This is a genomic window from Allobosea sp. CS1GBMeth4 (assembly GCF_900185715.1).
In the GTDB taxonomy this organism is placed as follows: Bacteria; Pseudomonadota; Alphaproteobacteria; order Rhizobiales; family Beijerinckiaceae; genus Allobosea.
In genome coordinates, this window is record NZ_FYAS01000032.1 from 1 (window position 1) to 22,615 (window position 22,615).

General features: G+C 67.7%; 22 protein-coding genes. 11 read left to right on the plus strand and 11 right to left on the minus strand.

The genetic code is table 11. The annotated features are described in order from the left end of the window. Nucleotides 1-14 precede the first annotated feature (14 nt). The 3 genes from CS1GBM4_RS24690 (at nt 15) to CS1GBM4_RS19710 (ending at nt 2,127) form a co-directional block, all read left to right on the plus strand. A complete protein-coding gene (locus CS1GBM4_RS24690; RefSeq protein ID WP_280177669.1) occupies nt 15-149 on the plus strand; it encodes a DNA translocase FtsK in 135 nt (44 codons plus the stop codon). A gap of 153 nt (nt 150-302) precedes the next feature. Further along, complete coding sequence (locus CS1GBM4_RS19705) at nt 303-1,139, plus strand: outer-membrane lipoprotein carrier protein LolA (RefSeq protein WP_210201607.1); 837 nt, start codon at nt 303-305, stop codon at nt 1,137-1,139. Nucleotides 1,140-1,311: 172 nt separating this feature from the next. Then, nucleotides 1,312-2,127 (plus strand): exodeoxyribonuclease III, encoded by an 816-nt coding sequence (locus CS1GBM4_RS19710; protein WP_186420459.1) that lies wholly within the window; start codon nt 1,312-1,314, stop codon nt 2,125-2,127. Here CS1GBM4_RS19710 and CS1GBM4_RS19715 read toward each other — a convergent pair whose 3' ends face one another. Continuing rightward, nucleotides 2,128-2,592, minus strand: coding sequence for a cyclic nucleotide-binding domain-containing protein (locus CS1GBM4_RS19715; protein ID WP_186420460.1), 465 nt, complete (start codon nt 2,590-2,592; stop codon nt 2,128-2,130). It lies immediately after the preceding gene. Nucleotides 2,593-2,599: 7 nt separating this feature from the next. Further along, nucleotides 2,600-3,286 (minus strand): response regulator transcription factor, encoded by a 687-nt coding sequence (locus tag CS1GBM4_RS19720; protein ID WP_186420461.1) that lies wholly within the window; start codon nt 3,284-3,286, stop codon nt 2,600-2,602. A 194-nt stretch (nt 3,287-3,480) separates the two neighbouring features. On the opposite strand from CS1GBM4_RS19720, the gene CS1GBM4_RS19725 reads away from it, so the two are divergent. Next, nucleotides 3,481-4,035 carry a L,D-transpeptidase family protein gene (locus tag CS1GBM4_RS19725; RefSeq protein WP_244607316.1) on the plus strand — a complete coding sequence of 185 codons (555 nt, stop codon included), beginning with the start codon at nt 3,481-3,483 and terminating at the stop codon, nt 4,033-4,035. 48 nt (nt 4,036-4,083) lie between these two features. Here CS1GBM4_RS19725 and CS1GBM4_RS19730 read toward each other — a convergent pair whose 3' ends face one another. Beyond that, nucleotides 4,084-4,749, minus strand: a complete 666-nt coding sequence (locus tag CS1GBM4_RS19730) for a YggS family pyridoxal phosphate-dependent enzyme (RefSeq protein ID WP_186420462.1) — start codon at nt 4,747-4,749, stop codon at nt 4,084-4,086. A gap of 117 nt (nt 4,750-4,866) precedes the next feature. On the opposite strand from CS1GBM4_RS19730, the gene leuS reads away from it, so the two are divergent. Genes leuS through holA form a run of 3 tightly spaced genes read left to right on the plus strand, consistent with a single transcriptional unit; the run spans nt 4,867 to nt 9,060 of the window. After that, complete coding sequence (gene leuS, locus CS1GBM4_RS19735; protein WP_186420463.1) at nt 4,867-7,491, plus strand: leucine--tRNA ligase; 2,625 nt, start codon at nt 4,867-4,869, stop codon at nt 7,489-7,491. After that, nucleotides 7,478-8,023, plus strand: coding sequence for an LPS assembly lipoprotein LptE (lptE, locus tag CS1GBM4_RS19740; RefSeq protein ID WP_186420464.1), 546 nt, complete (start codon nt 7,478-7,480; stop codon nt 8,021-8,023). Before leuS ends, lptE begins: the two co-directional genes overlap by 14 nt. A gap of 11 nt (nt 8,024-8,034) precedes the next feature. Next, nucleotides 8,035-9,060: a DNA polymerase III subunit delta gene (gene holA, locus CS1GBM4_RS19745; protein ID WP_186420465.1), complete on the plus strand. Its 1,026-nt coding sequence runs from the start codon at nt 8,035-8,037 to the stop codon at nt 9,058-9,060. Nucleotide 9,061: 1 nt separating this feature from the next. On the opposite strand, the gene CS1GBM4_RS19750 is transcribed toward holA, so the two are convergent. The 5 genes from CS1GBM4_RS19750 to mnmE are packed head-to-tail and all read right to left on the minus strand — an operon-like array spanning nt 9,062 to nt 14,700. After that, nucleotides 9,062-9,943: a ParB/RepB/Spo0J family partition protein gene (locus CS1GBM4_RS19750; RefSeq protein ID WP_186420466.1), complete on the minus strand. Its 882-nt coding sequence runs from the start codon at nt 9,941-9,943 to the stop codon at nt 9,062-9,064. A 30-nt stretch (nt 9,944-9,973) separates the two neighbouring features. Beyond that, nucleotides 9,974-10,801: a ParA family protein gene (locus CS1GBM4_RS19755; protein WP_186420467.1), complete on the minus strand. Its 828-nt coding sequence runs from the start codon at nt 10,799-10,801 to the stop codon at nt 9,974-9,976. Then, nucleotides 10,801-11,454 carry a 16S rRNA (guanine(527)-N(7))-methyltransferase RsmG gene (rsmG, locus tag CS1GBM4_RS19760; RefSeq protein WP_244607317.1) on the minus strand — a complete coding sequence of 218 codons (654 nt, stop codon included), beginning with the start codon at nt 11,452-11,454 and terminating at the stop codon, nt 10,801-10,803. Before rsmG ends, CS1GBM4_RS19755 begins: the two co-directional genes overlap by 1 nt. 4 nt (nt 11,455-11,458) lie before the next feature. After that, on the minus strand, nt 11,459-13,351 hold the full coding sequence (gene mnmG / locus CS1GBM4_RS19765; RefSeq protein ID WP_186420468.1) for a tRNA uridine-5-carboxymethylaminomethyl(34) synthesis enzyme MnmG: 1,893 nt from the start codon (nt 13,349-13,351) through the stop codon (nt 11,459-11,461). 44 nt (nt 13,352-13,395) lie between these two features. After that, a complete protein-coding gene (mnmE, locus tag CS1GBM4_RS19770; protein ID WP_186420469.1) occupies nt 13,396-14,700 on the minus strand; it encodes a tRNA uridine-5-carboxymethylaminomethyl(34) synthesis GTPase MnmE in 1,305 nt (434 codons plus the stop codon). A 32-nt stretch (nt 14,701-14,732) separates the two neighbouring features. On the opposite strand from mnmE, the gene CS1GBM4_RS19775 reads away from it, so the two are divergent. Continuing rightward, nucleotides 14,733-16,730 carry a thioredoxin domain-containing protein gene (locus tag CS1GBM4_RS19775; protein ID WP_186420470.1) on the plus strand — a complete coding sequence of 666 codons (1,998 nt, stop codon included), beginning with the start codon at nt 14,733-14,735 and terminating at the stop codon, nt 16,728-16,730. Between the two features lie 76 nt (nt 16,731-16,806). Here the strand turns inward: CS1GBM4_RS19775 and rho are convergent, their stop codons facing one another. From rho to hemE, 3 genes are all read right to left on the minus strand, one after another. Continuing rightward, on the minus strand, nt 16,807-18,072 hold the full coding sequence (gene rho / locus CS1GBM4_RS19780) for a transcription termination factor Rho (protein WP_186420471.1): 1,266 nt from the start codon (nt 18,070-18,072) through the stop codon (nt 16,807-16,809). 216 nt (nt 18,073-18,288) lie between these two features. Next, complete coding sequence (gene hemJ, locus CS1GBM4_RS19785) at nt 18,289-18,714, minus strand: protoporphyrinogen oxidase HemJ (protein ID WP_186420472.1); 426 nt, start codon at nt 18,712-18,714, stop codon at nt 18,289-18,291. A 115-nt stretch (nt 18,715-18,829) separates the two neighbouring features. Continuing rightward, the gene (gene hemE, locus CS1GBM4_RS19790) at nt 18,830-19,855 is read right to left on the minus strand and encodes a uroporphyrinogen decarboxylase (RefSeq protein ID WP_186420473.1); all 1,026 of its coding nucleotides are present in this window, start codon (nt 19,853-19,855) and stop codon (nt 18,830-18,832) included. A gap of 454 nt (nt 19,856-20,309) precedes the next feature. Between hemE and CS1GBM4_RS19795 the strand changes: the two genes are divergently transcribed. Genes CS1GBM4_RS19795 through CS1GBM4_RS19805 form a run of 3 tightly spaced genes read left to right on the plus strand, consistent with a single transcriptional unit; the run spans nt 20,310 to nt 22,613 of the window. Continuing rightward, nucleotides 20,310-21,140 carry a pyruvate, water dikinase regulatory protein gene (locus CS1GBM4_RS19795; protein WP_186420474.1) on the plus strand — a complete coding sequence of 277 codons (831 nt, stop codon included), beginning with the start codon at nt 20,310-20,312 and terminating at the stop codon, nt 21,138-21,140. Continuing rightward, nucleotides 21,137-21,760 (plus strand): Maf family protein, encoded by a 624-nt coding sequence (locus tag CS1GBM4_RS19800; protein WP_186420475.1) that lies wholly within the window; start codon nt 21,137-21,139, stop codon nt 21,758-21,760. The genes CS1GBM4_RS19795 and CS1GBM4_RS19800 overlap by 4 nt, the downstream gene beginning before the upstream one ends. 19 nt (nt 21,761-21,779) lie before the next feature. Beyond that, nucleotides 21,780-22,613, plus strand: coding sequence for a shikimate dehydrogenase (locus tag CS1GBM4_RS19805; protein WP_186420476.1), 834 nt, complete (start codon nt 21,780-21,782; stop codon nt 22,611-22,613). Nucleotides 22,614-22,615 lie beyond the last annotated feature (2 nt).

A 22,615-nucleotide genomic window follows, 5' to 3' on the forward strand; every position in this document is an offset into this window, starting at 1 on the left:
ACATCCAGCGCCGGCTGCAGATCGGCTACAACCGCGCCGCCTCGATCATGGAGCGCATGGAGAACGAGGGCATCGTCGGACCGGCCAACCACGCCGGCAAGCGCGACATCCTCGTCGAAACCGGACGGGCCAGGGAAGACGAGGAGTGAGGCACGCCGCTGCCGCGGGCCGGCGCGAAACCGGTCCTGAAAATGCCATCAGCCCGGTGCAACCTCGCCGCCGACTGTCGCGTTGAACCCTTGCCGGCCCGGCGTGGCGGCACGATATTCCGCCAGAAGGCCGCAACCGGATACCGGAGCTCCATGACCCATCTCTCGCCCATGCCAGCCCTCGCAGCCGCCGCATTGGCGCTCGCGCTGGCCTCGGGCCCGGTCCTCGCCCAGCCCCTCGACATCAAGCCGGCAGCCCAGCCTGCAGCGCCGCGGACCGCCCAGCGGCCGATCCCGCTGCCGCCGATCCGGCCCCCGGGCCTGGGGACCCCCCGCACCGACGCCGTCCAGGCCGACGCGGCCGCCGCTGCGCCCGCTCCGCGCGCGCCCGCACCGGTCGTCGCCGCGAACAGCGAGCCGCGCGCACCGGCCAAGCCGTCGAAGCCGAGCGCGCCGCTGTCGAAGGCCGAGGCGGTCGAGCGGCTCAACGCCTATTTCAACGGCTTCTCGACCTTGCAGGGCGATTTCATTCAGTTCGCCGCCGATGGTCGCCGCTTCGAAGGCAAGCTCTATGTCCAGCGTCCGGGCAAGATGCGCTTCGAGTATCGCCCGCCGGTGACGATGGAGGTCGTGGCGGACGGCACCTCGGTTGCGATCCGCGACCGCAAGCTCGCGACCCAGGACCTCTATTCGATCGGCCAGACGCCGCTGAAGTTCCTGCTCAAGGAGCAGATGAATCTCGAACGGGACACCACCGTCACCGGGGTCAGCACCAAGGGCGACATCCTGTCGCTCAAGCTCGAGGATCGCTCGACCCTCGGCGGCACCTCGAAGATCACCCTGAACTTCGATCTCACCGCCAACGAGCTCCGGCAATGGGTCGTGATCGACCCGCAGGGCTACGAGACTTCGGTCTCGCTCTACAATCTCGATACGCAGCGCCGGCCCGATCAGAAGAACTTCGTGATCGACTACCAGCGCGTGCTCTGAGTTCCGTCGTTGCGAGCGTAGCGAAGCAAGCCACGAGCGGCAGCGCGCGCCGGGCCGCTGGATTGCTTCGTCGCTTCGCTCCTCGCAATGACGATGCGGCTACCGCAACGCTTGCTTTTCCTGACCCGACGACCCAGTTTCCGGCTTCCCTCTCGGCCGGATTCCCCTTTTCGTGCAGCTCTCAGTCACCACCTGGAACATCAATTCGGTGCGCCTGCGCATCGGGCTCGTCACCGATTTCCTGAAGGCGCATCGACCCGATATCCTCTGCCTGCAGGAGACCAAGACGCCGGACGAGAAATTCCCGGCCAGGGCCCTCGCCGAGGCCGGCTATGTCCATCAGGCCTTCATCGGCAACAAGGGCTACAACGGCGTCGCCATCGTCTCGAAGCTGCCCTTCGCGGAGAAGGAAGCGATGGCGATGTGCGAGCGCAACGACGCCCGCCACATGACCGTCGTGCTCGCGGCCGGCGCCGGCGCGGCAGCCGGCATCGCCGTCCATAATTTCTACATCCCGGCCGGCGGCGATATCCCGGATCCCGAGGCCAATCCGAAATTCGCCCACAAGCTGCAATTCCTCGACGCCGTCGGCGCCTGGGGCATCGCCCGCAACCCCTCGGGCCGGCCGAGCCTCCTCGTCGGCGATCTCAACATCGCGCCCTATGAGCACGACGTTTGGAGCCACAGGCAGCTGCTCGACGTCGTCAGCCATACGCCGGTCGAGACCACGACGCTGGAGACGCTGCGCAGCGAGCTCGGCTGGACCGACGCGGCGCGCACGCTGCGCCCGGAACCGGAGAAGCTCTATAGCTGGTGGAGCTACCGCGCCGCCGACTGGCAGGCCTCGAATCGCGGGCGCCGGCTCGACCATATCTGGCTCTCGGACGGGCTGAAGCCGACGCTGCGCGACCTTGATTTCCTGAGCGAGGCGCGCGGCTGGGAGCGACCCTCGGACCATGTCCCGGTGACGGTCCGGCTCGAGCTCTGATCAGCGCAGGTCGATCGCCCTCAGCGCCGTCCCGACGGCGGCGAGCTCGTCGTTGAAGTCGTGAAGCCGCTGCGCGATCGCCTGCGCGATCGCCTGCGCCGAATCGGGCGATTCGCCGAGCACGCGACGCATCACGCTGCGGGCCAGCCGCATGACCTGCGTCGGCTCGCGCGCCACCGCCGTCACCGGCCGCTCCAGTGCCGTGAACAGCGCCAGCTCGCCGATCAGTGCGCCGGGCCCGACGATCTCGTCGGCCGGCCGGCCATCATCCTCACGATTGAGGGCGATGGCCCCCGAGATCACCAGGAACGCCCCGTCCGAACCCTCGCCACGCCGGAACAGCACGTCGCCGGCCCGCAGGGACCGGGTCTCGGCGGCGAAGGCGACGAGACGCAGCGCATCGCGATCCATCAGGCCCAGCAGCGGCTGCCGGGCCAACAGGGTGATGTCGTCGTTGAGCGACATCCGGCGCTTACGGATTCAGCCGGTAGCCGCCGGCATCCGTGACGAGCAGCCGCGCATTGGCGGGATCCGGCTCGATCTTCTGGCGCAGACGGTAGATATGGGTCTCGAGCGTGTGCGTGGTCACCTGCGAATTATAGCCCCAGACCTCCTGCAGAAGCGTCTCGCGCGCGATCGGCTTGCGGCCGGCCCGGTAGAGGAAGCGCAGGATCGCCGTCTCCTTCTCGGTGAGCTTGGTCTTCGAGCCCTTGGCGCTGACGAGAAGCTTGGAGCCCGGGTGGAAGGTGTAGGGCCCGACCTGGAAGATCGCGTCCTCGCTCGCCTCGTACTGCCGCAGATGCGCACGGATGCGCGCCAGCAGCACGGCGAACTTGAACGGCTTCACCACATAATCGTTGGCCCCGGCCTCCAGGCCGAGCACGGTGTCGGCATCCGAGCCCTGCCCGGTCAGCATGACCACCGGACCCTTGAAGCCGGTCTTGCGCATCAGCTTCACCGCCTCGCGGCCGTCCATGTCGGGCAGGCCGACATCCATGACCACGAGATCGACGCGCTCGGCCTGCACGGCCTTGAGGCTCGCCGTCGCTGTCGGTGCCGACGACACCTTGAACTCGTCATAGAGCGCGAGCTGCTCGGAGAGCGCATCGCGCAGCGTCTGGTCGTCGTCGACCAGCAGGATATGATGGGTTGCTGACATGAAGGTGATTCAAGCCGTTGGCGTTGGCGCGACATTAGAGCATGTTCGTCGGAAGTGGGAGCCACTTCGCGGCCCGGAACACGCTCCAACACATTGAGTTCAGCGTGGATTCTGACTGCACCGCCGAAGCTGGTCAAACGGAAAGCAGGCGGAGCCGCGAGAATGGGCGCCAGATCACGCAGGATGGATGCTCCGTGAAAACACGTGATGATGCCGCCGCCGCCGGCCGACGGCTGACGCGGCTGCTGGTGGTGCGCTCGGTGCATGATCGCCGGAGGGGCTTTCTGATCGCCGGTTCCGCCTCCTTCCCCTGTGCGCTCGGCCAGTCAGGCGTCGTCGTCGCCAAGCGCGAGGGCGACGGCGGCACGCCGCGCGCCAGGCTGCCGCTGCGCCGCGTCTTCTACCGCGCCGACCGGCTGCCGCGGCCGGCGAGCCTGCTGCCGGTCCGTGCCATCACGCCGCGCGACGCCTGGTGCGACGACCAGAACGACCGGCGCTACAACCGCCTGATCGCGCGCCCTCCCGGTGAGGCTGAGGAGCGGCTCGCCCGCGCCGACCACCTCTACGACGTCGTCGTCGAGCTCGGCTGGAACGACGCGCCCGTCCGGCGCGGCCGCGGCAGCGCCATCTTCTGGCATCTCGCCCGGCCGGGCTTCACCCCGACGGCGGGCTGCGTCGCCGTCACCGGGGATGTCTTCGCAAGGTTGCTGCCGCGCCTGGCGCGGCACTGTGCGATCGTGGTGCGCTGAGAAGACGGCTTTCCCGATCGACGCGAAAAGGCCAGGCGCGGGCAGGATCTAGCCGCGCGCGCCGAAGATCGCGCTGCCGACCCTGACATGGGTGGCGCCGAGCTGGATCGCCGCCTCGTAATCGGCGCTCATGCCCATGGACAGGATCCCCAGCCCGTTGCGCGCGGCGATCTTGGCGAGCAGGGCGAAGTGCGGCGAGGGCGGCTCTTCCGCCGGCGGAATGCACATCAGCCCCGCGATCGTCAGGCCATAGCGGCTCCGGCAAAGCGCGAGGAAAGCGTCGGCCTCCTGCGGCAGGACGCCGCCCTTCTGCGGCTCGGCGCCGGTATTGACCTGCACGATCAGCTGCGGCGCCCTGCCGGCCCGCTCGATCTCCCTGGCCAGCTCCCTGGCGAGGCTCTCGCGATCGAGCGAATGGATCGCGTCGAACAGCGCCACCGCCTCGCGCGCCTTGTTCGACTGCAGCGGCCCGATCATGTGCAGGCGCGCCTGCGGGAAGCGTTCCCGCAGCGCCGGCCACTTGGCCTTCGCCTCCTGGACGTAGTTCTCGCCGAAATCGATCTGCCCGGCCTCCAGCACCGGCACGATCATCTCCGCCGGCTTGGTCTTGGAGACCGCGATCAGAGTCACGCTGTCCGGCTTGCGGCCGAAATCGCGCGCCGCACGGGCGATCGATGTCCGCGTCTCCTGCAGCCTTGCCGCAACATCTTGCATTGCCGTCGCCTTTCATCCATCGCGCGCAGCATCCAAGCCGTTCTGAACATTGACCCGGCGCATCGCTTCGTGTCCTAGTCCGCGCAACTCCGCTCACGCAAGAACGACACGATCAGCATGGCCGTCGAACGCTACAATCCGAAGGAAGCCGAGCCGAAATGGCGCAAGGTCTGGAACGAGCGCAAGCTCTTCGAGACCCGCAACGACGATACGCGGCCGAGCTATTACGTGCTCGAGATGTTCCCCTATCCCTCGGGGCGCATCCATATGGGCCATGTCCGCAATTATGCGATGGGCGACGTGGTCGCGCGCTACAAGCGCGCCAAGGGCTTCTCGGTGCTCCATCCGATGGGCTGGGACGCCTTCGGCCTGCCGGCCGAGAACGCCGCCAAGGCCAACAAGGTCCACCCGCGCGACTGGACCTATGCCAACATCGCGACCATGCGCAGCCAGCTGCAGTCGATGGGCCTGTCGCTCGACTGGAGCCGCGAGCTCGCCACCTGCGACGCCAGCTATTACCGGCACCAGCAGAAGCTCTTCCTCGATTTCCTGAAGGCCGGACTGGTCGACCGCAAGACCGCCAAGGTCAACTGGGATCCGGTCGACGAGACCGTCCTCGCCAACGAGCAGGTGATCGATGGGCGCGGCTGGCGCTCGGGCGCGCCGGTCGAGATCCGCGAGCTGACCCAGTGGTTCTTCAAGATCACCGCCTTCGGCCAGGAGCTGAACGACGCGCTCGAGGGTTTGACCCGCTGGCCGGACAAGGTCCGGCTGATGCAGAAGAACTGGATCGGCCGCTCCGAAGGCCTGCTGGTTCGTTTCGCGCTCGAATCGAACCCGCTGGGCCAGGGCGAGGTCGAGGTCTACACGACCCGGCCCGACACGCTGTTCGGCGCGCGGTTCCTGGCCGTCGCGCCGGACCACCCGCTGGCGAAGGCCGCCGCCGAAACGAACCCGGCGCTGCAGGACTTCATCGCCGAGTGCAAGAAGACCGGCACGGCCCAGGAGAACATCGACAAGGCCGAGAAGCAGGGTTTCGACACCGGCCTGCGCGCCGTCCATCCCTTTGATCCGTCATGGACCTTGCCGGTCTACGTCGCCAATTTCATCCTGATGGAATACGGCACCGGTGCGATCTTCGGCTGCCCGGCGCATGACCAGCGCGACCTCGATTTCGTCAATAAATACGGGCTCGGCAACACCCCGGTCGTCTGCCCGGAGGGCACCGACCCGGCGAGCTTCGTCATCACCGACACCGCCTATGACGGCGAAGGGCGGATGATCAATTCGCGCTTCCTCGACGGCATGACCATTACGGAGGCGAAAGAAGAAGTCGCGAAGCGGCTGGAGAGCAAAAGCCTCGGCAACCGCCCGGTCGCCCAGCGCAAGGTCAATTTCCGGCTGCGCGACTGGGGCATCTCGCGCCAGCGCTATTGGGGCTGCCCGATCCCGGTCGTCCACTGCGAAAGCTGCGGCGTCGTGCCGGTGCCGGAACAGGATCTGCCGGTGAAGCTCCCCGACGACGTCTCCTTCGACAAGCCCGGCAACCCGCTCGATCATCATCCGAGCTGGAAGCATGTCGCCTGCCCGCAATGCGGCGGCAAGGCACGGCGCGAGACCGACACCATGGACACCTTCGTCGATTCGTCCTGGTATTTCGCCCGCTTCACCGATCCCTGGCGGACCGAGAGCCCGACCGACCGCAAGGCGGTCGACCGCTTCCTGCCGGTCGACCAGTATATCGGCGGCGTCGAGCACGCGATCCTGCACCTGCTCTATTCGCGCTTCTTCACCCGGGCGATGAAGGCGACCGGCCATACCGGGCTCGACGAGCCCTTTGACGGCATGTTCACCCAGGGCATGGTCGTGCACGAGACCTACCGGGCCCAGGACGGCTCCTGGGTCGAGCCCGGCAATGTCCGGATCGAGACGGTCGGCAACGAGCGCCGCGGCTTCGACGTCGAGACCGGGGCTCCGATCGAGATCGGCCCGATCGAGAAGATGTCGAAATCGAAGAAGAATGTCGTCGACCCCGACGACATCATCGCCTCCTACGGTGCCGACACCGCGCGCTGGTTCATGCTCTCCGATTCGCCGCCGGATCGCGATGTGATCTGGACCGACGAGGGCGTCCAGGGCTCCGCCCGCTTCGTCCAGCGGCTCTGGCGTCTGGTCGCCGAGATCGGCGAGCGCACGGGGAATGCGCCGGCCCGCCCGGCCTCCTTCTCCGAGGCCGCGCTTGCCCTGCGCAAGGCCAGCCACCGCGCTCTGCACGCGGTCGGCGCAGATATCGAGCGGCTCGCCTTCAACCGCTGCGTCGCGCATGTCTACACCTTGAGCAACGCGATCGGGAAAGCGCTCGACGCCGCCGCCGAATCGGCCGAGATCGCCCCGGACATCGCCTTCGCGCTGCACGAATCCGCCATGATCGCGACGCAGCTTGTCGCCCCGATGATGCCTCACCTCGCCGAGGAGTGCTGGCAGGCGCTCGGCCTGCCCGGCCTTGCCGGCGAAGCCGCCTGGCCCGAGGCGGAAACGGATCTGTTGCAGGATGACAGCAAGATCCTGCCGGTACAGGTCAACGGCAAGAAGCGGGCGGAGGTGACGGTGCCGGCCGATGCCGATACCGTGGCGGTCGAGGCGATCGTGCGGGCCTCGGAGGCCGTCGCCAGGGCTTTGGAGAACCGGCCGATCCGCAAGGTGATCGTGGTGCCGGGGAGGATCGTGAATGTCGTCGTCTGAGACCCGGACCAGAGCACGCCGCCCGTCGCTGGCACTCGCCGCGGCGCTCGCCTTCGCCGCGCTCGCCGGCGGCTGTTTCCAGCCGCTCTATGGCGAGGGGACGGTCAGCAAGGTCGGCGGCAATGTCCGCAACGCCATGCTCGGCATCGAGGTGCCGGAGATCAAGGGCCTGGTCGGGCATTACCTGCGCAACGAGCTCGTCTTCGAGTTCGATGGCGGCGGCGCGCCCGATCGGCAGAAGATCCTCAAGCTCAACGCCACCACGACGGAGTCGCTCGAGGTGATCACGGTCGACTACGCCAACGGCCGCGCCGATTCGGCGATCCTGATCGCCACGGCGGACTGGCAGCTGGTCCGGGCCGGCTCGAACGAAGTCGTCGCCTCCGGGCAGAGCGTCGTCCGGGCGCCCTATGAGCGCTCGCAGCAGCGCTTCGCCTCGTTGCGCGCCGCCCGCGACGCCCAGGTCCGCGCCGCCAAGGAGCTCGCCCGGCTGATCAAGGCCCGCGTCGCCGCCGCGCTCGTCGGCGGCTGAGGCCGCCAGCCATGGCGATGGTGAAGGCGCATGAGGCGGAGCGCGCATTGGCGCGGCCGGATCCGTCCTGGCGCCTGTTCCTGTTCTACGGCCCCGATGCCGGACTGATCTCGGAACGGGCGGCCACCTTGGCCCGCAACAGCGTCGACGATCCGCAGGACGCCTTCCAGCTGATCCGCATGGATGGCGACGATCTCGCCTCCGATCCCCTGAAGCTGGTCGACGAGGCCAACACGATCGGCCTGTTCGGCGGGCGCCGAGCCATTCGGGTTTCACCGACCTCGCGCCCGCTCGTCGCCGCGGTCGAGCCTTTGCTGGCGACGCCCTCGCAGGACGCGATCGTAATCATCGAGGCCGGTGATCTCCAGAAGACCAACCCGCTGCGTACGGCTTGCGAGCGCGCGAAATCGGCGCTCGCCGTGCCCTGCTATGGCGACGCCGCGCGCGATCTCGGCGCCATCGTCGACGAAATGGCCCGGGCGGCGGGCAAGAGCATCGACCGCAGCACGCGCGATCTGCTGACCAGCCTGCTCGGCGGCGACCGGCAGACCTCGCGCCAGGAGATCGACAAGCTGATCCTCTATGCCGGCAGTGACGCGGCGCTGACGACTGCTCATGTCGAGGCCGTGGTCGGCGATACCGCGCAGCGCGAGCAGGCCGGGGTGGTCGATGCCGTCTTTGCCGGCCGTCTGCCCAGCCTCGATCTCGCGCTCGCCAAGCTTGCGGGCGAGGGGCTCGACCAGGGCGTGCTGCTCGGCGCGGTACTGCGCCACTCCCTCGCGCTGCTGAAGGCCAGGCTCGCCGTCGACGCCGGCAAGCCGCCGCGCGAGGCCGTCGGCGCCATGCGCCTGCCCTATCCTCGCATCGCCACGGCCGAAGCCGCGCTCAACGCCTGGCCGGCGGCGAAATTGCGGGAAGCGGTGACGATCCTCGGCACGGCGATGCTGGCGGTCCGCCGCGACGGCGACATGGCGCGGCCGATTGCGGCCCGCGCGCTCTGGACCCTGACCCGGATGGCCGGCAAGGGCCGGGGCTGAATCAGGCCTTCAGACGCCGGCAGAGCGCGTCGAGCTGGTCGAGGGTCTTGTAGCTGATCTTCATCTCGCCACCGCCATTGGCGCGGTGCTGGATCGACACGCCGAGGCCGAGCGCCTCCTCCAGTGCCTTCTCGACCGCCCGCGTATCCGGATCCTTCTCCGGCTTCGGCGCGGCGGCCCGCACGGGCTTGTTCTCGCTGCGCGCCTCGTCCTGTCCGAGCCGCTCGACATCGCGCACCGTAAGGCCTTGCTCGACGATGCGTCTCGCGATCTGTTCCGGCTCCGAAACGGCGAGCAGGGCCCGCGCATGGCCGGCCGAGACCGAGCCGTCACCGACCATGCGCTTGACCGGCTCCGGCAGCTTGCTCAGGCGCAGCGTATTAGCCACATGCGAGCGGCTCTTGCCGATCACCTTCGCGAGATCGTTCTGGGTATAGTCGAACTCCGCGATCAGCCGCTCATAGCCGGCGGCTTCTTCCATCGGGTTGAGGTCGGCACGCTGGACATTCTCGACGATGGCGATCTCGAGCGCTTCGCGATCATTGGCCTCGACCAGGATCACCGGTACATCGTGCAGTTCGGCCCGCTGGGCTGCCCGCCAGCGCCGCTCGCCGGCGATGATCTCATAGGCGTCGATCATGCCCGGGATCGAGCGCACGATGATCGGCTGCAGGATGCCGCGCTCGCGCACCGAGGCCGCGAGATCCTCGAGATCGGCTTCCGCGAAAGCCTTGCGCGGATTGCGCGCATTCGGCCGCAGGAACTCGACCGGCACCTTGCGCTGCCCGCGGGCACGCTCGATCGCGCCGATCTCCTCGCCGACATCGCCGATCAGCGCAGCGAGACCCCGGCCAAGACGCGAACGCCCCTGTTCCTCGACCATTGCCATTCCTCTTGAACCTTTTCCTGCAGATCAGGCGGCGCGCAATGTGCGCTCGCGCCGGATCACCTCCGAGGCCAGCTTCAGATAGGCCTGCGATCCGGCGCAGCGCAGATCGTAGAGCAGCGCCGGCTTGCCGTAGGACGGCGCCTCGGAAATCCGCACATTGCGCGGAATGACAGTCTCGTAGACCTTGTCGCCGAGAAAATGGCGGACATCGGCCATCACCTGGCCGGAGAGATTGTTGCGCGGGTCGTACATGGTCAGCACCACGCCCTGGATGATCAGGCGCGGGTTGAGCCCGGCGCGGACCTGCTCGACCGTCTTGAGCAGCTGGCTGAGGCCTTCCAGGGCGAAGAACTCGCATTGCAGCGGCACCAGCACCGCATCGGCCGCCGTCATCGCGTTGATCGTGATCAGACTCAGGGACGGCGGACAATCGATCAGGATATAGGTCAGGTCGTTGCAGCGCTGGTCGTCGACCAGCTCGTCGATCGCCTTCTTCAGCCGCGCCGCCCGGTCTTTGGCGCTCGCGATCTCCAGCTCGACGCCGAGCAGATCGAGTGTCGACGGCGCCAGGAACAGATTGGGAACGGCCGTGGCCTGCATCGCCATGCCGAGTCCGATATCGCCGCATAGCACGTCATAGGTCGACGCCTTGCGGCTCCGGCGGTCGACGCCGAGCCCGGTCGAGGCGTTGCCCTGCGGATCGAGATCGATGATCAGCACCTTCTCGCCGATGGCGGCCAGAGCCGTGCCGAGATTGATCGCGGTGGTGGTCTTTCCGACCCCGCCCTTCTGATTGGCGAGCGCCAATACGCGCGGACGCGCGGAACTGGAGGTGGAGCGAGTTTCGGTCATCAATCGGCCCGTTTCTCGGCGCCGCTGATCACCAGGATGGCGGCCGCCGAATCCGTCACGGATGGAAACGTTGTAGCCTGAATCTTCCAATATTTAGCCGCGGCGGTCAATTCCGCCTCTAGATGTTGTCCCTTGGGAAAGACTCCCGTCGCCCCGGTTCTCAACAGCTCTTTGCACCAGTCGAGCAGGAGCGGCAGCGGCGCCAGCGCCCGCGCGGTCACGGCCTCGACCTTTCCGGCAAAGCCATCGACGACCTCCTCGATCCGGGCATGATGGACCGTGACCGACGCGTCGGTCAGCCGCGCGGCATGGCGGAGGAAGGCGCATTTGCGGGCATTGCTCTCGACCAGATCGATGTGCCCGCCCAGCTCCGCAAGCCTGATGCCGAGGACCAGACCCGGAAACCCGCCGCCCGAGCCGAGATCGAGCCAGCGCCGCGCCTGGGGCGCATGATCCAGCAGCTGCAGCGAATCGGCGACGTGTCTGGTCCAGACCTCGTCCAATGTCGTGCCGGAGACGAGGTTCTTGGCCTTCTGCCAGCGCCTCAACTCGGCGACCAGGACGTCGAGCCGCTCTTCTGTTTCACGTGAAACAGGCGTCAAGCGAAAAGCACGCCGCCGGTCCAGGTTGTCCGCCTTATCAACAGAACTCACAGGCTCAAGCCTCGGCGCTGGCCGCAGCGCGGGCTTGATGCTTGCGCGCGTGCGCCGCCAGCAAGGTCAGCGCCGCCGGCGTCATGCCTTCGATCCGGCCGGCCTGCGCCAGATTATCCGGCCAGGCGGCACGCAGCTTGCTCCGCAACTCGTTCGACAGCCCGGAAATGCCGTCGAGGTCGAGATCATCGGGCAAGGCGAGGGCCTGGTCGCGCTGGTAGGATGCGATCTCGGCCGCCTGCCGGTCGAGATAGACCGCATAGGTGGCATCGGCCGCGACGCGCTCCCGCACCGCTTGCGGAACATCCGCCAGATCCGGCCAGACCCGCACCAGCGCCGCGAAATCGATTGTCGGGTAAGAGAGGATCTGGAAAGCCGAACGCCTGATCCCGTCGCGGTTCAGCTCCAGCCCGGCCGCAGCAGCCTCGCTCGGCGACACGCTCCGCTCCCGCAAGACTTCGGTAAGCTTAACGATTTCCGACTGGCGGCGCGCGAAATGCTCGCCCCGGCTGCTCCCGACCACGCCGAGCGCGATGCCGAGCGGTGTCAGCCGCTCATCGGCATTGTCCACCCTCAGCGACAGCCGGAACTCGGCGCGCGACGTGAACATCCGGTACGGCTCCGTAACGCCGCGCGTCACCAGATCGTCGACCATCACGCCGATATAGGACTGCGTCCGATCCAGAGCGACCGGCTCTGCTCCCCCGGCGCGGCGCGCCGCATTGAGGCCGGCGAGCAGGCCCTGGGCCGCGGCCTCCTCATAGCCCGTCGTGCCGTTGATCTGTCCGGCCAGGAAGAGACCGGCGATCGCCCGCGTCTCCAGCGTCGGCCGCAGCGCCCGCGGATCGACATAGTCATACTCGATCGCATAGCCCGGCCGCAGCATCGCGGCGCGCTCGAGACCCGGGATCGTCTTCAGGAGACCGAGCTGAACATCCTCGGGCAACGAGGTCGAAATCCCGTTCGGATAGACGGTCGGGTCGTCCAGGCCCTCTGGTTCGAGGAAGATCTGATGACCGTCCCGATCGCCGAAGCGCCCGACCTTGTCTTCGATCGACGGACAATAGCGCGGCCCGCGGCCCTCGATCTGGCCGGAGAACATCGGCGCACGGTGCAGATTGGCGCGGATCAGCTCATGCGTCGCCAACGTCGTCCGGGTCACGCCGCAGCTGATCTGCGGTGTCGTGATCGCCGCGGTCATCATCGAGAACGGCTCGGGCGGCTCGTCGCCGCTTTGCATCTCCAGACTGGCCCAATCGATCGTGCGTCCGTCCAGCCGCGGCGGCGTCCCGGTCTTCAGGCGGCCGAGCGGGAAGCCGTGGCGTTCCAGCGTCGCCGACAATCCGAGCGAAGGCGCTTCTCCGACCCGCCCGGCCGGAATTCGCGTTTCGCCGATATGGATCAGCCCGCGCAGGAAGGTGCCGGTCGTGAGCACGACCGTTCCGCAGTCGAATCGACGACCGTCGGCGAGCGCGACCCCCGTGACGCGGTCGGCTATGACCTCCAGATCGAACGCTTCGCCTTCGATCACGGTGAGGCCGGTCTGCGCCGCCAGCGCGCCTTGGACGGCCTCGCGGTAGAGCTTGCGGTCGGCCTGCGCGCGCGGGCCGCGCACCGCCGGGCCCTTGCGCCGGTTGAGCATGCGGAACTGGATGCCGCCCTGGTCGGCGCAGCGGGCCATGATTCCGTCGAGCGCATCGATCTCGCGAACGAGATGGCCCTTGCCGAGCCCGCCGATCGCGGGGTTGCACGACATCGCGCCGATCGTGGCGAGCTGCTGGGTGACCAGCGCCGTTCTGGCGCCGGCGCGCGCGGCCGCCGCCGCGGCCTCCGCCCCGGCATGACCGCCGCCCACCACGACGACATCGTAGTGCCCGCTCGCTTGCGTATCCGACATGAGCGTTCGCTAGCCAAGCCGGGCCCGGAGGTCAACGAAAACCGCTATTTCCCGATGCAGAAGCCGGAAAAAAGGCTGTCGAGCACGTCCTCGACATCGACCTTGCCGATCAGGCGCTCGAGCGCCCTGACCGCCAGACGCAGCTCCTCCGCGATCAGCTCGGGCATCGCATGCGGCAGCGCGCCGGCGCGCTCGATCGCCGCGACGGCGTCCGCGACGGCCAGCCGCTGGCGCTCGCGTGTCACGAGCGCGGGCTCCGCCTGCTGCCGGTCGCTCAGCCGCGCCGCGATCAGCGCGATCAGCTCGGGGAGGCCGGCTCCCGTCACTGCCGAGACGGCGACGTCGCAGGCGTCGGCACGTGCCCCGAGGTCGATCTTGGTCGCGACGATGATCTCCCGCCCATCGCCGTCTTGTCGTTCCGGCTCCGAATCGGGCGGCTGCAGCCGGAGTACCAGATCGGCGCTGGCGGCCCGCTCGCGGGCGCGCCGCACCCCCTCGGCCTCGACCGGATCGGCGCTTTCGCGCAACCCGGCGGTATCGACGAGCACGACGGGGATGCCGCCCAGGTCGAGCCTGACCTCGATCGCGTCGCGGGTCGTTCCCGCAGCCGGGGAAACGATCGCGACATCGCGCCGCGCAAGCGCGTTGAGCAGGCTCGACTTGCCGGCATTGGGCGCCCCGACCAGCACCACGAGGAACCCCTCGCGGACGCGCTCGCCGGCTGCGAAACTGCCGAGTGCGGCGCGCAGGCTCACCGCCACAGCCTGGGCATCCGCGACAGCTTCGGCGATCAGCGGCCCGCCGACATCGCCCTCGTCCGAGAAATCGATCTCCGCCTCGAGCCGGGTCATCGCCCTTATCAGGCCGGCCCGCCACGCCGCGGCGGCACGGCCGAGTGCACCTTCCATCTGTCGCAACGCCTGCCGGCGCTGCCATTCCGTCTCCGAATCGATCAGGTCGGCCAGGCCCTCCACGGCCGCCAGATCGAGTTTCCCGGCCTCGAAGGCACGGCGGGTGAATTCGCCGGCCTCCGCCAGCCGCAGGCCGGGCAGGGCGGTCAGGACCGAGAGCAGCCGCGACAAGACAGCGCGCGAGCCATGGATGTGGAACTCGGCGACGTCTTCGCCGGTAAAGCTCGCAGGAGCCGGAAAGAAGAGGACGAGACCGTGGTCGACGACGTCACCATGCGCATCGCGCAGCGGGCGATAACTCGCCTTTCGGGCTTGGGGCACCGATCCAGCGACCGTTTCGACTGCGAATCGCACGCGCTCGCCGGAGATCCGCAGCACGGCGATGCCTGCACGTCCTGCTCCGGACGACAGCGCCACGATCGTCGGATAGGCTTTCACGGCTCGCTACCGCACGAGGCGGAGTTCTGTCGATGAACCGTCTGAAACACGCCGCCAGTCCCTATCTGCTGCAGCACCAGAACAATCCCGTCGACTGGTGGGAGTGGACCGCCGAGGCTTTCGCCGAGGCGCGCGCCAGCGACCGTCCCGTCCTGCTCTCCATTGGCTATGCCGCCTGTCATTGGTGCCATGTCATGGCGCATGAGAGCTTCGAAAATCCCGCCATCGCTGCGGTGATGAACGAGCTCTTCGTGAACATCAAGGTCGACCGCGAGGAGCGCCCCGACATCGATCATGTCTATATGAGCGCCCTGCATACCCTGGGAGAGCAGGGCGGCTGGCCGCTCACCATGTTCCTGGACAGCGAAGGCGCGCCGTTCTGGGGCGGCACGTACTTTCCGCCGACCTCCCGTTATGGACGGCCGGGTTTCATCGATGTCCTTCGGCAGATCGCCACTCTCTACCGCAGCGATCGCGGACGCATCGTCCGCAACGCTGCGGCGATCGGCGAGGCCCTGCAACAAAGCCTGCAGCGTGGCGCGGCAGGCGGCGAGCCGGATCTCGACCATATCGCCGGCCAGGTGGCAAGGCGCTTCGACCGCGACCATGGCGGACTCGGCGGCGCGCCGAAATTCCCCAATCCGGGTCTGATCGAGCTGCTCTGGCGCCACGGCGCACGCAACGGAGACGAAGCATCTCGCGACACCGCCAACCGCACGCTCGTCCAGATGGCGCGGGGCGGGATCCACGATCATCTCGGCGGCGGCTTCGCCCGCTATGCCGTCGACGAGCGCTGGCTCGTGCCGCATTTCGAGAAGATGCTCTACGACAACGCCCAGTTGCTGCCGCTCTACGCGCTCGAGGCAGCGCGCACCGGCGATCCGCTTCTTCTGGATGCGGCGGACGGAATCGTCGCCTGGTTGAGGCACGACATGCTGTTGCCGGAGGGCGCTTTCGCCGCCAGCCTCGATGCCGACTCCGACGGCGAGGAAGGCAAGTTCTATGTCTGGACGCTGGACGAGCTGAACGAGGCGCTCGGGCCGGAGGATGCGGCCGTCGTCGCGCGCCATTATGATGTCTCCGCGGGCGGCAATTGGGAGGGCCACGCCATCCTCAACCGGCTGGACACGCCCGACCCCACTCCGGAGATCGCGGCCAGCCTCGCCGGGCTGCGCGCCCGTTTGCTGGCGGTCCGTAGCCAGCGCGTTCCGCCCGGCCGCGACGACAAGATCCTGGCCGACTGGAATGGGCTGATGATCGCAGGGCTCGTCCGGGCAAGCGGCCTGCTCGGGCGCGAGGATTGGATCGACCTCGCCGCGCAGGCCTTTTATTTCGTTTCCGAATCCATGCCGGACGGCGACGGCCTCGCCCATTCCTACCGCGCCGGCCGGCTGATCACGCCGGGCTTCGCGCTCGATCATGCCGCCATGGCGGACGCGGCGCTTGCCCTGCACGACGCCACCGGAGACCGGCACTACCTCGCTCTCGCCGCACGCTGGAGCGCGCATCTCGACCGGCACTACCGCGAGGCCGACTCGGGTCTGCTACGGATGACTCGCTCCGACAGCGCCGCTCTTCCGGTCATACCGAGGCCGACTCACGACGACGCCGTGCCCAATGCCAACGGCCTGCATGCCGCCAACCTCCTGCGCCTCGCGGCACAAGCCGGTCTGCCCGCGGATCGCGAGCGGGCCGACCAATTCCTCGCGGTCATACTCGCCGCTGCCGCGCAGGCCCCGCTGGCGCATGGCTCGGCGCTGAACGCCTATGATCTCGCCCGCAACGGCGTCGAGATCGTGCTCGCCGGGCCGAAGCGCGATGGCTTCCGCAAAGCGGCCCTGGCACTCCCTCATCCGACGACGATGCTGGTCGATTGTCCCGAGCCGGACGTCCTGCCGCCTGACCATCCGGCTCACGCCTATGCCCGGCAGGCGGGAGCCGGCGCTGCCTTCGTCTGCCTGCACGGTCGCTGCCTGCCGCCGGTCACCGACCCGGATCGGTTGCGCGAGGCGGTGGCAGGCGCACGTTGAGGATTGCACGCGGCATCAAAAAAAGGCCCCGGCGCGGTGCCGGGGCCTTTCCGTAGCGCTGAGGCTTCGGTCGCGCTCAGGTGTTCATCGAATCGAAGAATTCGGAGTTCTGCTTGGTCTGGCGCAGCTTGTCGATCAGGAACTCGATCGCGTCCTGCGGGCCCATCGGATTGAGGATGCGGCGCAGCACATAGGTCTTCTGCAGGTCGGAGCGCGGCGTGATGAGCTCTTCCTTGCGGGTGCCCGACTTGAGGATGTCGATCGCCGGGAAGATGCGCTTGTCCGCCACCTTGCGGTCCAGCACGATCTCCGAATTGCCGGTGCCCTTGAACTCCTCGAAGATCACCTCGTCCATGCGGCTGCCGGTATCGATCAGCGCGGTCGCGACGATGGTCAGCGAGCCGCCCTCCTCGATATTTCGGGCGGCGCCGAAAAAGCGCTTCGGCCGCTGCAGCGCGTTGGCGTCGACGCCGCCGGTCAGCACCTTGCCGGAGGACGGCACCACCGTGTTGTAGGCGCGGCCGAGCCGGGTGATCGAATCGAGCAGGATGACGACGTCGCGGCCGTGCTCGACCAGGCGCTTGGCCTTCTCAATCACCATCTCGGCGACCTGGACGTGGCGCGTCGCCGGCTCGTCGAAGGTCGAGGACACCACCTCGCCCTTCACCGAGCGCTGCATGTCGGTGACCTCCTCGGGCCGCTCGTCGATCAGCAGCACGATCAGATAGCATTCGGGGTGGTTGGTGGTGATCGACTGCGCGATGTTCTGCAGCAGCACGGTCTTGCCGGTGCGCGGCGGCGCCACGATCAGGGCGCGCTGGCCCTTGCCGATCGGCGCGACGATGTCGATGACACGCGGCGAGAAATCCTTCTTGGTCGGATCCTGCACCTCGAGCTTCAGCCGCTCGTCCGGATAGAGCGGCGTCAGGTTGTCGAAGTGAATCTTGTGCTTGATCTTCTCCGGATCCTCGAAGTTGATCGTGTTGACCTTGAGCAGGGCGAAATAGCGCTCGCCGTCCTTGGGCCCGCGGATCGGCCCTTCGACCGTATCGCCGGTGCGCAGCCCGAACTTCCTGATCTGCGAAGGCGAGACATAGATGTCGTCGGGTCCAGGCAGGTAGTTCGAATCGGAGGACCGCAGGAAGCCGAACCCGTCCTGCAGCACCTCGACGACGCCCTCGCCGAGGATCTCGGTCTCCTGGGAGGCCAGTTGCTTCAGGATCGCGAACATGAGCTCCTGCTTGCGCATGGTGCTCGCGTTCTCGACCTCCATGCCTTCGGCGAAGGCGAGCAGTTCGGTCGGCGACTTCGCCTTGAGTTCGTGGAGCTTGATTTCCCGCATGGGGCACCCGGGTTGAGCGGACCTGCGCTCAGGCAGGCCGGACGGCAGCTGAGGGATCGACGGGACGAGGACCTGAGGCCCACTTGTCAGGATGTCGTGTCGGCTGGCGGAGCAGCCGCGGCACGAACCGTCGACGATAGGGAGGACGCGAACAGAAGGCGCAGAGGCTTGATAACCGCTTTCCCGGCGCGGCTCAAGCGAGAAACCGTGCCGGCGTCAAAACGGCTTGACGATCACCAAGATGACGATGATCGCCATCAGCACGGCAGGCACTTCGTTGAGGACCCGGTAGAACCGCGCCGGCTTGTCGTTGCGGTCCTCGGCAAAGGCCCTGACCCTGCCGACCAGATAGCCATGCAGCGCCGACAGGACGAGGACGAGGGCGATCTTGCCGTGCAGCCAGCCGCCCTTGAAGCCGAAGCCGCTCCAGGCGAGGTGGAGCCCGAGCACCCAGGCGACGATCATCGAGGGATTGATGATGCCCTTCAGCAGCCGGCGCTCCATGATCTTGAAGGTCTCGGACTGGATCGAGCCGGTTTGCGCCTCGGCGTGATAGACCATCAGGCGCGGCAGATAGAGCATCCCCGCCATCCAGGCGATCACCGCCATCACATGGAAAGCCTTGACCCAGTCATAAGCCATGACGCTCGTCTCCTAGCGTGTCTTCGGGTCGCTCGCCGACCGGCGGAATCCGCGCGGCATCAGAAAATCGATAACAGGCCCGCCACAAGCCGGTCGCCGATTCGCGGACCACGCCCTAGGCCCGCACCAGCTCGACCAGCCGTTCGACATGGGCGATCGGCGTATCCGGCAGGATGCCGTGCCCGAGATTGAACACGAACGGGCCCGCGCCGAAGGCCGCACGGATCGCCGCGATCTCGCGCTCCATCTCGGCACCTCCCGCGCGCAGCAATTGCGGATCGAGATGGCCCTGCACCGGCACGAGCGGCTGGATGGCCTCGCGCACGAAACCCCTGTCGATCTCGGTTTCGAGCCCCACCGCATCGACGCCGGTGCCACGGACATAATCCGGAATGCCTGTTCCGGCGCCACGCGGAAAGCCGATGATCCTCGCCTGCGGATGCCGCGCCCGGACGAGCTCGACGATCCGCCGTGTCGGCTCGATGCACCAGCGCTGGAAATCCCCCGCCGTGAGCGAACCGGCCCAGCTATCGAAGATCTGGACGGCATCGACGCCGGAATCGATCTGGGCATTGAGATAGGCGGCGGAGCTGACGACGAGCCGGTCGATCAAGCGCGCGAACAGGGCAGGATCCCGTTGGAACAGCTCCTTGGCCGGCCCCTGATCCGGCGTGCCGCGTCCGGCCACCATATAGGTCGCGACGGTCCAGGGCGCGCCGCAAAAGCCGATCAGGGCCGTCCCGCCGGGAAGAGCGGCCTTCACCCGGCGCACCGTCTCGTAGACCGGGGCCAGCACATCCTGATCGATCTCCTCGCGGATCTCGCCGAGCCGGGCCGCGTCGGCGATCGGCTCCAGCCTCGGCCCCTCGCCCTGTGCGAACCAGAGCTTCTGCCCGAGCGCATGGGGGACGACCAGGATGTCCGAGAACAGGATCGCGGCGTCGAAGCCGAAACGTCTGATCGGCTGCAAGGTCACTTCGGCGGCGAGAGCCGGGTTGTAGCACAGGTCGAGAAAGCTGCCGGCCCTGGCCCGCAGCTCGCGATACTCCGGCAGATAGCGGCCGGCCTGGCGCATCAGCCAGAGCGGCGGCTTCGGCAGGGTCTCGCCGGAGAGGGCACGGAGGAAGAGGCTGTCGTTCATGAAGCGCACCGGGCTTTGGCCCATCGTTCTAAAAGATTCTTTTCTAAGAGAGTCTTTTGTTTTGACTCTTGGGCAGGGGCACATAGCCCGCCCCAACATTGTCCACAACCTGCCCACAGGCAGGGCGCCGTCGAGCCGAGGCAGGGTTTCCTCGACGGCGACCCCTTAACAGTTTCTTAACGAATTGATTTTCGCTCCTCGGAGCGGCTTGGCGCCACGTCGCAAAATGATTCACGTGAAACATCGCCACCGGGCCCACAGGGTGATACCTGTTGAGCCGTCGGCCGGCTTATCCCGGGCGACTGCCGCCGGGCTCCGGCCGTGTCCGGTTATCCCCAGTTGTCCCGCCCGGCTCGCAACCGGCCTCCGTCCTTCGGGTGGGCGGAAATGAGGGATTCCCACGCCAGCGGAACATCTCTAGACCTGACACCGGAGAAGGCCGGCGAGGGAAGCCGTGGCGCGCAACTATTTTCATCTGCATCTGGTTTCCGACGCGACGGGCGAGACGCTGATCGCGGTCAGCCGCGCTGCCGCGGCGCAATACGAGGCCGTTTCCGCGATCGAGCATGTCTACCCGCTCGTCCGTTCGGAGAACCAGCTGTCGCGGGTCCTCGCCGAGATCGAGTCCTCGCCGGGCGTTGTGCTCTATACGCTGGTCGAACCGGAATGGTCGGAGCGGCTCGAAGCGTTCTGCCGCGACATCGGTTGTCCGTGCCTGTCGGTGCTGCAGCCGGTGCTGTCGCTGTTCCAGTCCTATCTCGGCCAGGCTTCGGCACCGCGCCCCGGCGCACAGCATATGCTCAACGCCGATTATTTCCGCCGCATCGACGCGATGAACTACACGCTGATGCATGATGACGGCCAACTCGGCGGCGACCTCGAAAGCGCCGATGTCATTCTCGTCGGCATCAGCCGCACCTCGAAGACGCCGACGAGCATCTATCTCGCCAATCGCGGCATCAAGACCGCCAACATCCCCCTGGTCCCGAATGTGCCGCTGCCCACCGAGCTCGAAGGGCTGAGGAAGCCGCTGATCGTCGGTCTTGTCGCCAGCGCCGAACGCATCATCCAGATCCGGCAGAATCGGCTGCTGTCGCTGAAGGCGGATGACGAGACGCCTTATGTCGACCCGGACGCCGTGGCCGACGAGATCACCCAGTCGCGTCGCCTCTGCGCCCGCAGGGGCTGGCCCGTGATCGATGTGACCCGGCGCTCGATCGAGGAGACGGCGGCTGCGATTCTCGACCTGCTGCGCGACCACCGCATGAAGTTCATCGCGACGTGACCGCCGGCTCGACCTTCTGGCGCGGCGATGCGCCGCTCATCCTCGCCTCGGGCAGCGCGACGCGCCGGCAGCTGCTCCAGGCGGCCGCGCTCCCGGTCGAGGCGGTCAGGCCGGTGGTCGACGAACGGGCGATCGAAGCGGATTTCCTCGCCATGGGCGGACCGCCCTCCGGCGTTGCCGCGGCTTTGGCCGAGGCCAAGGCCCTCTCGGTGTCGCCGTCGCATGCGGGCCGGGTCGTCCTCGCGGCCGACCAGATGCTGACCTGCGAGGGCCGTCCCTTCCACAAGCCCGAGGACGCCGCCGCCGCCCGCCGACAGATCGCGCTACTCGCGGGCCGCCGGCACGAGCTCACCTCGGCTTTCGTCCTGGCGCGCGACGGGCAGATCATCGGCCGCGGCGCCAGCACCGCGGCCCTCGTGATGCGGGCGCTGACGCCGGCCTTCATCGAGGCCTATGTCGCCGAGGCCGGTCCGGCTGCGACGGCGAGCGTCGGCGGCTATCAGCTCGAAGGTCTCGGCATTCATCTCTTCGACAGGGTCGAGGGCGACCACTTCACCATTCTGGGGCTGCCCGTTCTGGACCTGCTCGCCGCCTTGCGCGGCCTTGATCTTCTCGCCTGATTCCGGTTCTCCGATCGTCATGACCAGACGCTGCTTCATCATCGGCCACCCGGTCGCGCATTCGCGCTCGCCGCTGATCCATGGCCACTGGCTGTCCGAGCATGGTCTTTCCGGGAGCTATGAGCGGGTCGACGTGGCGCCCGCCGAGGTGCCCGCCTTCCTCGGGCGCCTGCGCGCCGGCGAGTTCGCCGGCGGCAACGTCACCGTGCCCGACAAGGAGGTCGTGCTGCCGCTGCTCGACGAGGTCAGCGACACGGCGCGGGCGATGGGAGCCGCCAATACGCTCTGGATGGAAGGCGGCCGGCTGCATGGCGACAACACCGACGCCTATGGTTTCCTCGCTCATCTCGATGCCTGCGCATCCGGCTGGCGCGACGGGAGCGGCACGGCGCTGATCCTCGGTGCGGGGGGCGCGGCCCGTGCCGTGGCCTACGGCCTCGCCGGGCGTGGCGTCGGGCGCATCCGTCTGGTCAATCGCAGCCCGGAGCGCGCGGCCGAGCTGGCGGCGCTGTTTCCGGGAACCGTCGAGGCGCGGTCCTGGCGGGAGATTCCGGCGCTCGTCGGCGAGAGTGACCTGATCGTCAACACCACCTCCCTCGGCATGCGCGGCCAGCCGCCGCTCGAGATCGACCTCTCGGCCCTGCGACCCGGGACGATCGTCGACGACATCGTCTACGTTCCCCTGGAGACGCCACTGCTCGCCGAAGCCAGGCGCCGGGGCGGTATTCCGGTCGACGGGCTCGGCATGCTGCTGCATCAGGCGGTACCCGGCTTCGAGCGCTGGTTCGGCGTCCGTCCGAAGGTGACGGATACGCTGCGGGCGCGGATCGAAGCGGATATACCGGCCGCATGAGC